A 12,959-nucleotide genomic window follows, 5' to 3' on the forward strand; every position below is an offset into this window, starting at 1 on the left:
CTCCTCAGCGCGCCAGGGTCTTCTCGCGCGCGACCGCCTCCGTGGGGGCGGCCGGCGGCGCGGGCACCTCGGTCCGGGCCGCGAACCGTCCCGGCAGGCGCGGCTCGACCAGCGGCCACAGCACCGCCCGCACCGGCCGGGTCGACAGCAGCGCCACCGCCGCCACCACGGCCGCGCTCAGCACCAGCTGCCCCGAAAGCCCCGCCTCCCGTACGGTCCGGAAGAAGCCGTAGTGCTCGACGACCCGCAGCACGATCCCGTGCAGCAGATACGGGTAGAGGGTGACCGCGCCGAACGCCGTGAGCCGCGTCCGGCGCCCCGGCACCAGCGCGAAGAACGCCGCCACCAGGAGCGCGGTCACCGCGAACAGGGCCAGCCTGAGCAGCAGATACCGGACGAGCGAGACATGCAGGACGGTGTTGCCCGCGTCCGAGGACAGCCAGTCGTCACTGGGGTCGGGCGAGAGCCAGTAGGCGAGCGCCAGGGCGCCGGCGACGACGGGCACCGCGAGCGCCCGGGCCGCGCGGGTGCGCAGGCGGGCGAAGTGCTCGGGGCGCAGCCGCAGCCCGAGGACGAACCACGGCAGGAACATCAGCACCCGCGAGAGCGCCATCTCCCCGCCGACCGCGGTCGTGCCCGCGCCAAGCGAGATCACGACGGCGAGGGCCAGCGGGTGCCGTACCGCGTGCCAGATCGGGGTGGTGATGCGCCACACGAAGAGCGCGAGCAGGAACCAGCACAGATAGGTGGGCGAGGTCGGGGTGATCGCGAGGTCCGTGCCGCGCGTCCAGTGGTAGACGAAGCTGTAGATCGTCTCGAAGACGAGGTAGGGCAGGAGCACCCCGCCGAGCAGCCGCCGCACCTGGTCGGGCCGGGCGGTGAAGGTGCGCGAGAAGTAGCCGGAGAGCAGGATGAAGGCCGGCATGTGGAAGCAGTAGACGAGGTTGTGCAGGGCTCTGAGGCCCGGGGTGTGGGGGGTGATGATCTCCTCCCAGCTGTGACCGAGCGCGACCAGGACGATCAGCAGGAACTTGGCGTTGTCGAAGAGCGGACTGCGGGCGGGGGTTCGAGGGCTTCCAGGACCGGGGTGAGGGGTGGAGCTGGTCATTCAGCCCACCGTAGGGGGCCGGGCGCCCCGGACCGGGCAGCGACCGCGTCGGGCACCGTACGTTCCCGGGGTCTTCACCCGCTTCACCCTTCCGAGTTGACATGGACACCCCTAATCTCTGGGTGCCCGCTCCCCCTCACCCCGGAGGCAGCCGTGTCCGGCGACCCCACACCCCGGCGCACCCGCACCGCCCTCTTCAGCACTCTCGGCCTCGCGGCCGCCTCGGCCGGCCTGTGGGCCGGGCTCGGCTCCGCGTCCGCCGCGGGGGCCTCGACGAGCGTCCCCACACCCGACCACGTGGTGGTCGCCGTCTTCGAGAACCACGCCTATGACCAGGTCATCGGCAGCTCGAGCGCCCCGTACATCAACTCCCTCAAGTCCGGCGGCGCGAACCTGACGGCCTCGTACGCCGAGACCCACCCCAGCCAGCCGAACTACTACGCGATGTTCTCCGGCTCCACGCAGGGCGTCACCGACGACAGCTGTGTGACCCCCGGCTTCTCCTCCGCGCCCAACCTCGCCTCCGAGCTGATCGCGGCGGGGAAGACCTGGGCGAGCTACAACGAGTCGCTGCCCAGCCAGGGCTCCACGACATGCGCCAGCGGCAAGTACGCCCAGAAGCACAACCCGTGGTTCGGCTTCTCCAACGTGCCGACCTCCTCCGCGTACACCTTCGCCCAGTTCCCCACCGACTACAGCAAGCTCCCCCAGGTCTCGTTCGTCACGCCGAACCTGTGCGGCGACATGCACGACTGCTCGGTCTCCACCGGCGACACCTGGCTCAAGAACAACCTGGGTGCCTACGCGACCTGGGCCAAGACCCACAACAGTCTGCTCGTCATCACCTTCGACGAGGACAACAGGCTCGCCGGCAACAAGATCCCCACCGTCCTCTACGGCCAGCAGGTCGCCCCCGGTTCCTCGTCGTCGACGACGTACAACCACTACAACCTGCTGCGCACCATCGAGGACATGTACGGCACCGCGCACGCGGGTCAGGCTGCCAACTCCTCGGACATCACGGGGATCTGGACGAGCTGACGTGTACGTAGCGGACAGCCGCGGCACTCCCGCGGCTCCCGCCGGCGCCGCCCGGGCACGCTCCGGGCGGCGTACGGCCGTGGCCTCCACCGTGCTGGCGCTCGGCACGGTCAGCCTCATCACGGACATCTCATCGGAGATGGTCACCGCGGTGCTCCCGCTGTACCTGGTCACCGGGCTCGGCCTGTCCCCGCTCGGCTTCGGGCTGCTCGACGGGGTGTACAACGGCTTCAGCGCGCTGGTCCGCCTGGTGGGCGGCCACCTCGCCGACCGGGGCGGACGCCACAAGTCGGTCGCGCTGCTCGGCTACGGGCTCTCGGCGCTGTGCAAACCCCTTCTCCTTGTGGCGGGTTCGCTCCCGGTGATCGGCGCGGTGCTCGCCGCCGACCGCACCGGCAAGGGGCTGCGCACCGCGCCGCGCGACGCGCTCATCTCGCTGGCGTCGGCGCCCGAGTCGCGGGGCCGCGCCTTCGGAGTGCACCGGGCGATGGACACGGCCGGAGCCCTGCTCGGCCCGCTGACCGCCTTCCTGATCCTGCGTCAGGCAGTGGACGGTTACGACGCGGTGTTCACGGTGAGCTTCTGCGTGGCGGCGCTCGGCGTCCTGGTCCTGATCCTCTTCGTACCCGCGCGCACCCCGCTCGCCGCGCCGCCCGAGGACGCGCCACGCGCGGGCGGTGCACGCGCGGGCGCGCCAAGCCTGGATGCGCCACGCCTGGATACGCCACCTCAGGGTGGCCCGCGCCCCTCCCCGAGGGCGGCCCTGGCTCTGCTGCGCATCCGTCCGGTACGCCAACTCACGCTCGTCGCCTTCCTGTTGGGCCTCGCCACGGTCAGCGACTCGTTCGTCTACCTCCTGCTCCAGCGCCGCCTCGGCGTCCCCGACCGCTGGTTCGCGCTGCTTCCCATCGGCACGGCGGCCGCCTTCCTGCTGCTGGCAATCCCGCTGGGCCGGCTCGCCGACCGGCTGGGCCGGCGGCAGGTCTTCCTCGGCGGCCACGCGGCCCTGCTCCTGGCGTACGTCCTGCTCCTGACCGGCGGCCACGGCCCCGGCGGCCCCGTTCTCGCGTCGCTCACCCTGGCCCTGCACGGCGCCTTCTACGCGGCCACCGACGGCGTCCTGATGGCGGCGGCGGCCGGATCGGTCCCCGCCGCGCTGCGCTCCTCGGGGCTCGCGCTGATCCAGACCGGCCAGGCGCTGGCCCGCTTCGCCTGCTCGATCGCCTTCGGCGCGGCCTGGACGGCGTGGGGCGACCGCACGGCGCTCGGCACGGCTGCGGCGCTGCTCGCCGGGTGCGCCACGCTCGCCGTCCCGCTGCTTCGTCCCTCCAACCCCCCAGAGGCAGGCCGCACTTGACGCTCCGTAACAAGCTGCTCGTCCTGGTGGCGGCCCTCGCGGTCCTGGTGGCGGTCGCCGTCGCGTCCGTGCTGCACGCGGCGGGCCGCGAGGACCGCAAGAACCGGGCGCAGGCAGGCGGCCCGGCCGTCACCGCCGGTTCCGTGACGCTCAAGCCCGGCCCCACTCCCCTGATCGTGTTCCGCACCATGGCGTGGGGCCCGCACCGCGACGAGCTCGCCACCGTCGCGGCGAGCGACCCTGCGGGCCCGCGCACCGCTTCCGGCGTGAAGTGCCTGCGCTTCTTCGCGGCGGCCGGCACCGGCATCTGCCTCCAGGCCGAGCGCGGCGCGATGACGGACTCCTACCGGGCGGTGGTCCTGGACGCCGGACTCAAGGAGCGCGCGCGCTACAGCCTCCCCGGCATCCCGACCCGGGCCAGGGTCTCGCCGAGCGGGCGCTGGGTGGCGTGGACGGTGTTCGTGGGCGGCGACTCGTACGCGGGCACCAACTTCTCCACGCGCACGGCGGTCCTCGACACCCGTACGGGCCAACTCACCTCGTCCCTGGAGGACTTCACCGCGTACCTGGACGGCAAGGAGCACCACGCCGCCGACACCAACTTCTGGGGCGTCACCTTCGCCGCCGACGACCGGAGCTTCTACGCGACGATGGCGACCGGCGGCCACACCTACCTCGTCCGGGGCGACCTCGTGGCGCGTACGGTGACCTCCCTGCACGCCAACGTCGAGTGCCCCTCGCTCTCGCCGGACGGCACCCGGATCGTCTACAAGAAACGGGTCGCGGGCCTGCCCGCCGACGCCCCCTGGCACCTGTACGCCCTGGACCTGGCGACGATGCGCGAGACGGCGCTCGCGGAGCGAAGGAGCGTGGACGACCAGGTGGTCTGGCAGGACGACCACACCGTCGTCTACGCCCTGCCCGGCGACTACGGCACCGATCTGTACACGGTCCCGGCGGACGGCACCGGGAAGCCCGGCCGCCTGTTGACGGCGGGGCTCGCGCCGGCCTACCTCGGCTGAGCCCGCTCCCGCCGGCGGGCCCTGTCCTGTCCTCCGCTACTCCTTGTGGGCGCGGTAGTAGTCGCGCTCCATCTCGCGCGTCTCGACCGTGATGTGCAGCCGCCGGCCGGGGGCCGCGCTCACGTGCTTGCGGGCGATCTCCAGGACGGTCTCGCTCAGGTGCTCGATCGCCTTCGGGGTGCGCCCGGAGAGGATGGCGACCTGGATGAGGACGGCGTCCAGGTCGTCCTCACCGGCGCCGAACCAGCTCTCCTCCACACACCGGAACCGGGACTTGAAGGCGTCGATGGGCGCGTTGATCCCGGCGGGCGCGACCTCGTGGACCTCCTGGGCGAAGGCCTGGCGGTCGAACGTGGGCGCGAGCGGTGCGGAGTACTCGACGGTGATGAAGGGCATGAGCGTTCTCCCTTGTGTAGTGGGCTTGAGCAGGGGCGGCTGGTCGGCGGCGGCGTGCTGCCGCAGGCGTCCTGGCGCCGCCGCGCGCCGCCGGCCTGCGGCTGGGATGCTCGGCGGACAACGGGGACGAATCGGGGGACAGATGTACGACAACGGGGACGATCGGGCGGCGGTCACGGGCACGGACCGACAGGCGCCGCTCACCCTCACCTACCAGTTGACGCTCCAGGATTTCACGCAGGCTCTGGGCGCCCGCAGGAAGGTCTCGGTCGCCGCCCGCCGCCAGCTCATCTACTCGCTGGTGTGCGGCGCGCCGGTCCTGGCGGCCGGGGCAGTGGCGCTGGCGAACGGGCAGGATGTCCCCATGCCCCTGTTTCTGGGGAGCGTCTTCTTCATGGTGGTCATGATCGTCAGTCCGCGCCTCCAGGCCCGCCAGTTCCACAAGGTGGCGGCGCGCCACGGCGAGTACCGGGCGACGGTGGGGGACGCCGGGGTCTCCATCGCCCACCAGCACGCGGCCACGACCCTGACCTGGCAGGCGGGCCACGACCCTGACCTGGCAGGCGGTCACCCGGTATCTGGAGAACCGCCCACCTCTTCGTGCTGTTCGGCCCTGAGAAGAACGCGACGACCGTCACCATCCTGCCCAAGCGGGGCGCCGGCGACGTCGAGGCCCTGCGCGCCGCCTTCGACCGCCACGCGACCCGTGCCTGAAGCGCCCCAGCCCTGAGCCCCGCGCCCGAAGCGGCCCGCGCCTACAGCACCGGCAGGTTCTTCCGCAGCTCGAAGGCCGTGACCTCGCTGCGGTACTCCTCCCACTCCTGCTTCTTGTTGCGCAGGAAGAAGTCGAAGACGTGCTCTCCCAGCGTCTCGGCGACCAGTTCGCTGCGCTCCATCAGGGCGATCGCCTCGCCCAGGTTCTGCGGCAGGGGCTCGATGCCCATGGCGCGGCGTTCGGCGTCGGTGAGGGCCCAGACGTCGTCGTCGGCGCCCGCCGGGAGTTCGTAGCCCTCCTCGATGCCCTTGAGGCCGGCCGCGAGCAGCAGCGCGTAGGCGAGGTAGGGGTTGCAGCCCGAGTCGAGGGAGCGGACCTCGACGCGCGCGGAGCCCGTCTTGCCCGGCTTGTACATCGGGACGCGGATGAGGGCCGAGCGGTTGTTGTGGCCCCAGCAGATGTACGAGGGCGCCTCGCCGCCCGCGCCCGCCGTGCGCTCCGAGCCGCCCCAGATGCGCTTGTAGGAGTTGACCCACTGGTTGGTGACGGCGGCGATCTCGGCGGCGTGCTTGAGCAGGCCCGCGATGAAGGAGCGGCCCACCTTGGAGAGCTGGTACTCCGCGCCCGACTCGTAGAACGCGTTGCGGTCGCCCTCGAAGAGGGAGAGGTGGGTGTGCATGCCCGAGCCCGGGTACTCCGAGAACGGCTTGGGCATGAACGTGGCCTGCACGCCCTGCTCCAGCGCGACCTGCTTCATGACCAGACGGAACGTCATGATGTTGTCGGCCGTGGAGAGCGCGTCGGCGTAGCGCAGGTCGATCTCCTGCTGGCCCGGCGCGCCCTCGTGGTGGCTGAACTCGACCGAGATGCCCATGGATTCGAGCATGGTGATCGCCTGGCGGCGGAAGTCCATGCCGACGTTCTGCGGGGTGTGGTCGAAGTAGCCCGAGTTGTCGGCGGGGACGGGGCGGGTGCCGTCGAGCGGCTTGTCCTTGAGGAGGAAGAACTCGATCTCGGGGTGGGTGTAGAAGGTGAACCCGAGGTCGGAGGTCTTGGCCAGGATGCGCTTGAGGACGAAGCGCGGGTCCGCGAAGGACGGGGAGCCGTCGGGCATCCGGATGTCGCAGAACATGCGAGCCGTGCCGGGCGCTTCCGCGCGCCAGGGCAGGATCTGGAAGGTGGACGGGTCGGGGCGGGCGATCATGTCGGACTCGTAGACCCGGGCGAAGCCCTCGATGGCCGAGCCGTCGAAGCCGATCCCCTCGTCGAAGGCCTGCTCCAGCTCGGCCGGGGCGACCGCCACCGACTTCAGGAAGCCGAGCACATCGGTGAACCACAGGCGCACGAACCGGATGTCGCGCTCCTCCAGGGTTCGGAGCACGAACTCCTGCTGCTTGTCCATAGCCACATCCTTGCAGTTCAGACGGCCTGTGCGCCGGGGGCCCCGCGAAGGGGGACGGCGGGGGAATCCTCAGTATCGAGGCGCGGGATTACCTCCACATTACGCACCCGGTATGACCTGCGGCACGTCCCCTCCCCGCGTGTGCCCCCTCGGGACCGGTCCAGCGCGCCGGGGCACAGCGCACCCGAAGCGGGCCTCCCCGCGCCCCCGCCCGCCTGCGCGCCCGCGCACTCCCCCGGTGCGCTCCCTCGCGCACTCCCCCGGACGCGCCCCCGGGCGCCCGCCGCCGCGCCCAACCGCACAGAAAACGGACCCTTCGCCGTTTTCCAACTGTCCATTGGTAAACGCTCTTTGGCGTTTCTTGGTGATCACATGCCCCCCGCATGAACCGTTCCTGACAAGAGTGACGCATTACATGCGCACATCAGACCGCGCATGCGCAGCAGGCGTAAGACCTCACGCAGGGGGTTACATGAGAACAAGCCGCGCATGGCGGCGTACCGGCATGAGCATGGCAGCGACACTGCCTCTGCTCGCCGGCGCGCTCGCCCTCGGCATACCGTCCGCCCAGGCGGCCGACCCGGTCCCGAGCGGGCGGGCCGCCCTCGCGGGCACCAAGCCCGTCTGGGCCACCGGCTCCGCCGACCAGGGAGCGACGGCCGCGTCCACCACCGTGAACGCCCGGGTCTACCTCGCCGGGCGGGACGCGAAGGGCCTGGACGCGTACGCCGCGGCCGTGTCCGACCCGCGGTCGGCCTCGTACGGCAAGTACCTGAGCGCCGCCGAGACGCAAGCGCGCTTCGGCGCGACCAAGGGGCAGATCGACGCGGTCACCAAGTGGCTGAAGTCGTCCGGACTGACCATCACGGGCTCCAACCAGCACTACATCTCGGTCTCCGGTGACGCGGCCGCCGCGCAGAAGGCGTTCGCCACGCCGCTGCACAACTACCGCAAGGACCAGCGCACTTACCGGGCGCCGGCGAAGGCCGCGTCCGCGCCCGACGCGCTGGCCGGCGCCGTTTTGACGGTCACGGGTCTGGACAACGCCCCGCACCGGGCGACGCACCAGGACACCCTGCCCGGGCCCGGCGCGGGCTTCCACAACGCCGGTCCCTTCTCGACGTACTACGGCTCCAACGTCGCCAAGACGCTGCCGGACGCGTACGGCACGAAGATCCCGTACGCGGTGCACGGCTACACCGGCGAGCAGCTGCGCGCCGCCTACGGCGCCGGCAAGTACACCGGCAAGGGCGTGACCGTCGCGATCACCGACGCGTACGCCTCGCCGACCATGGCCAAGGACGCCGCGCAGTACGCCAAGAACAACGGTGACAAGGCCTACAAGAAGGGCCAGTACACCGAGGTCCTGCCGGCGGAGTTCAACAGCACCGAGGCGTGTGACGCGTCCGGCTGGTACGGCGAGGAATCCCTCGACGTCGAGGCCGTGCACGCGGTCGCCCCCGAGGCGAACATCGTCTACGTCGGCGGCGCGTCCTGCAACGACCCGGATCTGCTCGACGCCCTGAACAAGGTCGTCGACAACCGTCTCGCCGACATGGTCTCCAACTCGTGGGGCGACGTCGAGGCGAATGAGACCCCGGACGTCCAGGCCGCCTACGACCAGACGTTCAAGCTCGGCGCGATCGAGGGCATCGGCTTCTACTTCTCCTCCGGTGACAACGGCGACGAGGCCGCCCACGCCGGCAAGAAGCAGGTCGACACCCCGGCGAACTCCGCCTGGGCGACCTCCGTCGGCGGCACCTCGCTGGCCGTCGGCAAGCACAACACCTACCAGTTCGAGACCGGCTGGGGCACCGAGAAGGCCACCCTGTCCGCCGACGGCAAGAGCTGGGTGAACTTCCCCGGCGCCTACACCGGCGGCGCGGGCGGCGGCACAAGCTCCACCGTGAAGCAGCCGTTCTACCAGCGCGGCATCGTGCCGGACTCGCTGGCCAAGGCCAACGGCGCGACCCCCATGCGCACGGTGCCGGACATCGCGGCCGTGGCCGACCCCAACACCGGTTTCCTGGTGGGCCAGACGCAGGCGTGGCCCGACGGGTCGGTGAAGTACGACGAGTACCGCATCGGCGGCACCTCGCTGGCCGCGCCGGTCATCGCGGGCATCCAGGCCCTGGCCCAGCAGGCCCAGCGCTTCCCGATCGGCTTCGCCAACCCGGGGATCTACGCCCGGTACCACTCGCCGCTCTTCCACGACGTGACGGACCACCCGCTGGGCGCGCACCGTGATCTCGCGGTCGCTCGCGTCGACTTCGCCAACAGTGTGGACGCGTCCAAGGGTGTGCTGACCTCGGTGCGCTCGCTCGGCAAGGACAGCTCGCTGGCCGCGGTCAAGGGGTACGACGACGTGACGGGCGTGGGCTCGCCCGCGCCGGGTTACGTCGCCTCGTACGGCTTCCCGTTCCGCCGCTGACCCGCCGACCCGGGCCTGCGGCCCCGTCCCCGGCCTCCCATGGGCCGGGGACGGGGCCGCGCTCGTTCCCCGACCCCACCCCTTTTCCGAAACCCTCCGGGGGGTGGGGGAACGAAGGCCCGGGCTACTGGTGGTCCGGGTGTACCCACGTGGGCTTGCGGAGTGTCAGGAAGGCGAGTGGGGCGAGGATGCCGAGGATGAGGAGGCCGCCGCCGACGATCAGCAGATAGCGCCACAGCGGCTGGCCGCCGAACTGGTCCGGCGGCACGAACCCGATGCACAGGGCGGCCACCGACGCCACGAACCCGATGCCCGCCACCCAGGCGACCGCGGGCACCCGGAAGCCGCGCTCCACCTCGGGCCGCATCCTGCGCAGCCTCACCACCGCGACGAACATCAGCAGGTAGGCGATGAGATAGATCTGGACGGTGATGACGGAGAACATCCAGTACGCGCTCGACACGTCACCGCTGAAGGCGTACAGGATGCCGATCAGCGTGGTGATGACGCCCTGGGCGACCATGACGTTGCGCGGGGTGCCGTACTTGTTCAGGCGCTGAAGGACCGGCGGCAGATAGCCCTCCTGGCGCGCGAGCAGCACCAGGCCCTTGGCGGGCCCCGCAAGCCACGTCAGCATCCCGCCGAGCGCGGCCGCCACCAGCATCACACCGACGACCTTGGTCATCCAGCCGATGTGGAAGTGGTCGAAGAACGCCTGGAACGCCTGCATCAGACCGGCCGTGAGGCTCAGCTCCTTGGACGGCATCACCCAGGAGATGGCTAGGGCCGGAAGGATGAAGATCAGCAGCACGAGGCCGGTCGCGAGCAGCATCGACCTGGGATATTCGCGCTTGGGCTCGCGCAGCGAGGACACGTGGACGCCGTTCATCTCCATGCCCGCGTAGGACAGGAAGTTGTTGACGATCAGGACCAGGCTGGCGAGCCCGGTCCAGGGCGGCAGCCAGTGCGAGGTGTTCATCGGCGCGGCCGAGGGATTGCCCTGGCCGAGGAAGACGAGCCCGAGGACCACGAGGACGACGCCCGGGATGAGTGTGCCGATGACGAGGCCGAGCGAGCTGAGCCCGGCCACGGTCTTGGTGCCGCGCGAGGAGATCCATACTCCGGTCCAGTAGATGACCACGATGACGACGGCGACGTAGAGCCCGTTCTCGGCCAGGCTCGGGTCGATGACGTACGCGAAGGTCGAGGCGACGTAGGCAAGCAGGCTCGGGTAGTACGCGATCGTCATCGCGAACTGGCACCACACGGCGAGGAATCCGAGCGGTTTGCCCAGCGCCTCGCTCACCCAGCGGTAGATGCCGCCGGTCCAGCCGGACGCCAGCTCCGCGCCGACCAGGGCGGTCGGGAGCAGGAAGACGACGGCGGGCAGGAGATAGAGGAAGACCGCGGCGAGGCCGTAGATGGCCATCGAGGGCGAGGGGCGCAGGCTCGCGACGGATGCCGTCGTCATGAGGCCGAGCGTCACCCAGGAGACGAACCGCCGTGCGGTGCCGTCGTCGGCGACGAGTTCTTCATCGGAGGCGTCCGTGGTCGTCATGCGCCCATGATCGGCGCGGCGGCCGGGTCCCGCATGTCGGGCGCGGCGGGTCCGCACGCGACGCGTCCTGCCGAAACGGCCCGGCGCGTGGGCGCCACGCGGCGTCGCTCCACCCCATCGCGTCGCTCTGACGATTAGAGTGGCGCCGTGCCTCAACTACGTCTCGCCCTCCCTCAGATCGACTCGACCGTCGGAGACCTCGCCGGCAACGCCGACGCGGTCGTGCGCTGGACCCGGCACGCGGCCGAGCGGGGCGCGCACCTCGTCGCGTTCCCCGAGATGGTGCTGACCGGCTACCCCGTCGAAGACCTCGCCCTGAGAGGGTCCTTCGTCGAGGCGTCCCGGCAGGCGCTCACCGCGCTCGCGGCGCGGCTTGCGGCGGAGGGGTTCGGTGAGATCCCCGTGGTGGTGGGGTATCTGGACCGTTCACCGGTCGCCGTGCCCCGGCTCGGGCAGCCGGCCGGCGCCCCGCGGAACGCGGCGGCGGTGCTGCACGGCGGCCGGGTCGAGCTCAGCTTCGCCAAGCACCATCTGCCCAACTACGGCGTCTTCGACGAGTTCCGCTACTTCGTGCCGGGCGACACCCTGCCCGTCGTGCGGGTGCGGGGTGTGGATGTGGCGCTCGCCATCTGCGAGGACCTGTGGCAGGACGGCGGGCGCGTCCCGGCGGCCCGCTCCGCCGGCGCGGGCCTGCTGGTCTCCGTCAACGCCTCGCCGTACGAGCAGAACAAGGACGACACCCGGCTCGAACTGGTCCGCGCGCGGGCCCGGGAGGCGGGCTGCGCGCTCGCCTATGTGGCGATGACCGGCGGCCAGGACGAGCTGGTCTTCGACGGCGACTCAATCGTCGTCGACGCGCAGGGCGAGATCCTGGCGCGTGCCCCGCAGTTCACCGAGGTCTGCCTCGTCTTGGACCTGGAGCTGCCGGCCGCGGGCGCCGCGCCCTCGGGCGTGGTCGACGACGGGCTGCGGGTGGATCACGTGGTGATCTCCGACGATCCGGTCGCGCCGTACGAGCCGGAGCCGCGCGGCGCGTGCGCGGAGCGCCTCGACGACGACGAGGAAGTCTACGCGGCGCTGGTGGCGGGTCTGCGCGCGTACGTCACGAAGAACGGCTTCCGGTCCGTCCTGATCGGCCTGTCCGGCGGCATCGACTCGGCGCTCGTCGCGGCGATCGCCTGTGACGCGCTGGGCGCGGCCGACGTCCATGGTGTCTCCATGCCCTCGAAGTACTCCTCCGACCACTCCAAGAAGGACGCGGCGGAGCTGGCACGGCGTACGGGGCTGCATCTGCGCACGGTCTCCATCGAGCCGATGTTCGACGCCTACCTGGGCTCCCTCGCGCTGACCGGACTCGCGGAGGAGAACCTTCAGTCGCGGCTGCGCGGCACCCTCCTGATGGCGCTGTCCAACCAGGAGGGGCACCTCGTGCTCGCCCCGGGCAACAAGTCCGAGCTCGCGGTGGGGTATTCGACGCTGTACGGCGACTCGGTGGGCGCGTACGGGCCGATCAAGGACGTCTACAAGTCGGCGGTCTTCCGCCTCGCGCGGTGGCGCAACCGGGCGGCCGCCGAGCGCGGGCAGACGCCCCCGATCCCGGAGAACTCCATTTCCAAGCCCCCGAGCGCCGAACTGCGCCCCGGCCAGGTCGACACGGACTCGCTGCCCGACTACCCCGTACTCGACGCGATCCTGGCCCTGTACGTCGACCGGGACCAGGGCGCGGACGCGATCGTGGCGGCCGGGTACGACGCGGAACTGGTGCGCCGGACTCTGTGGATGGTGGACATGGCGGAGTACAAGCGCCGCCAGTACCCGCCGGGCACGAAGATCTCACCGAAGGGCTTCGGCAAGGACCGCAGGCTGCCGATCACCAACCGCTGGCGCGAGTCGCGCTGAGCGGGCGGCTCGGAGCCGTGCCTCGGGCCA

At 71.2% G+C, this 12,959-nt stretch carries 9 protein-coding genes; 5 read left to right on the top strand and 4 right to left on the bottom strand.

Annotated features, from left to right (window positions below):
• Positions 1 to 4: 4 nt before the first annotated feature.
• Positions 5 to 1,108, bottom strand: coding sequence for an acyltransferase family protein (locus ABR738_RS12005; RefSeq protein ID WP_350229958.1), 1,104 nt, complete (start codon positions 1,106 to 1,108; stop codon positions 5 to 7).
• Positions 1,109 to 1,261: 153 nt separating this feature from the next.
• Here ABR738_RS12005 and ABR738_RS12010 point away from each other — a divergent pair, with 153 nt between their 5' ends.
• The 3 genes from ABR738_RS12010 to ABR738_RS12020 are packed head-to-tail and all read left to right on the top strand — an operon-like array spanning position 1,262 to position 4,528.
• Complete coding sequence (locus tag ABR738_RS12010) at positions 1,262 to 2,149, top strand: alkaline phosphatase family protein (protein WP_350229959.1); 888 nt, start codon at positions 1,262 to 1,264, stop codon at positions 2,147 to 2,149.
• Position 2,150: 1 nt separating this feature from the next.
• Positions 2,151 to 3,506, top strand: a complete 1,356-nt coding sequence (locus ABR738_RS12015) for an MFS transporter (RefSeq protein WP_350229960.1) — start codon at positions 2,151 to 2,153, stop codon at positions 3,504 to 3,506.
• A complete protein-coding gene (locus ABR738_RS12020) occupies positions 3,503 to 4,528 on the top strand; it encodes a TolB-like translocation protein (protein WP_350229961.1) in 1,026 nt (341 codons plus the stop codon). The genes ABR738_RS12015 and ABR738_RS12020 overlap by 4 nt, the downstream gene beginning before the upstream one ends.
• 36 nt (positions 4,529 to 4,564) lie before the next feature.
• Here the strand turns inward: ABR738_RS12020 and ABR738_RS12025 are convergent, their stop codons facing one another.
• Together ABR738_RS12025 and glnA2 are read right to left on the bottom strand one after the other, a co-directional pair.
• Positions 4,565 to 4,924 (bottom strand): 5-carboxymethyl-2-hydroxymuconate Delta-isomerase, encoded by a 360-nt coding sequence (locus ABR738_RS12025; protein ID WP_350229962.1) that lies wholly within the window; start codon positions 4,922 to 4,924, stop codon positions 4,565 to 4,567.
• A 755-nt stretch (positions 4,925 to 5,679) separates the two neighbouring features.
• Positions 5,680 to 7,041 (bottom strand): gamma-glutamylpolyamine synthetase GlnA2, encoded by a 1,362-nt coding sequence (gene glnA2 / locus ABR738_RS12030; RefSeq protein WP_053723940.1) that lies wholly within the window; start codon positions 7,039 to 7,041, stop codon positions 5,680 to 5,682.
• 511 nt (positions 7,042 to 7,552) lie between these two features.
• Between glnA2 and ABR738_RS12035 the strand changes: the two genes are divergently transcribed.
• Positions 7,553 to 9,472: a S53 family peptidase gene (locus ABR738_RS12035; RefSeq protein ID WP_350229963.1), complete on the top strand. Its 1,920-nt coding sequence runs from the start codon at positions 7,553 to 7,555 to the stop codon at positions 9,470 to 9,472.
• Positions 9,473 to 9,596: 124 nt separating this feature from the next.
• Here ABR738_RS12035 and gadC read toward each other — a convergent pair whose 3' ends face one another.
• On the bottom strand, positions 9,597 to 11,030 hold the full coding sequence (gadC, locus tag ABR738_RS12040) for a glutamate/gamma-aminobutyrate antiporter GadC (RefSeq protein ID WP_350229964.1): 1,434 nt from the start codon (positions 11,028 to 11,030) through the stop codon (positions 9,597 to 9,599).
• A gap of 147 nt (positions 11,031 to 11,177) precedes the next feature.
• Between gadC and ABR738_RS12045 the strand changes: the two genes are divergently transcribed.
• Entirely contained in the window at positions 11,178 to 12,929 is a 1,752-nt protein-coding gene (locus ABR738_RS12045; protein ID WP_350229965.1) for an NAD+ synthase, read from the top strand.
• Positions 12,930 to 12,959 lie beyond the last annotated feature (30 nt).

The sequence above is a fragment of the Streptomyces sp. Edi4 genome, assembly GCF_040253615.1.
Taxonomy (GTDB): Bacteria; Actinomycetota; Actinomycetes; order Streptomycetales; family Streptomycetaceae; genus Streptomyces.